The 781-nt window shown below is 69.1% G+C and carries 1 protein-coding gene; it reads left to right on the top strand.

The window, feature by feature from the left end; translation table 11 throughout:
* Position 1: 1 nt before the first annotated feature.
* Positions 2–730: an acetoacetyl-CoA reductase gene (gene phbB, locus U1T56_RS24140; protein WP_418162040.1), complete on the top strand. Its 729-nt coding sequence runs from the start codon at positions 2–4 to the stop codon at positions 728–730.
* Positions 731–781 lie beyond the last annotated feature (51 nt).

Below are 781 nucleotides of genomic sequence, written 5' to 3'. Positions count from 1 at the left end.
CATGGCACGTGTGGCACTGGTGACGGGCGGGACGCGGGGCATCGGGGCGGCGATCTCGCTGGCGCTGAAAGCCGCCGGCTGCAAGGTCGCGGCCAACTACGCCGGCAACGACGAGGCGGCACAGAAGTTCAAGGCCGAGAGCGGCATCCCGGTGTTCAAGTGGGACGTTTCCGACTTCGCCGCCTGCCAGCAGGGGATTGCCCAGGTCGAGCAGGCGCTGGGCGGCCCGGTCGAGATCCTGGTCAACAATGCCGGGATCACGCGCGACACCACCTTTCACCGCATGAGCCTGGAGCAGTGGCGGCAGGTGATGGCGACCAACGTCGACAGCCTGTTCGCCATGACCCGGCCGGTGTGGGAGGGGATGCGGTCGAGGAAGTGGGGCCGGGTGATCAACATCGGCTCGATCAACGGCCAGAAGGGCCAGTTCGGGCAGGTGAACTACTCGGCGGCGAAGGCGGCGGCGCTCGGGTTCACCAAGGCGCTGGCGCAGGAGGGGGCGGCGCTCGGGATCACGGTCAACTGCATCTGCCCGGGCTACATCGGCACCGAGATGGTGAAGGCGGTGCCGGAGGACGTCTTGAAGAGCAAGATCCTGCCGCAGATCCCGGTCGGCCGCCTGGGCGAGCCGGAGGAGATCGCGCGCTGCGTGGTGTTTCTGGCGAGCGAGGACGCGGGGTTCATCACCGGCGCGACCCTCTCCGCCAACGGCGGCCAGTACATGGCCTGAGCCCGGCACCGGGAGAAACCGGGCGCGGCAGCCCATGAGCGGGCTGCCGCG

Origin of the sequence: Benzoatithermus flavus (genome assembly GCF_037908215.1) — a bacterium.
In the GTDB taxonomy this organism is placed as follows: domain Bacteria; phylum Pseudomonadota; class Alphaproteobacteria; order Geminicoccales; family Geminicoccaceae; genus Benzoatithermus; species Benzoatithermus flavus.
Note: the sequence above shows the minus strand (reverse complement) of the source record. Positions and strands in the feature narration are given on the sequence as shown.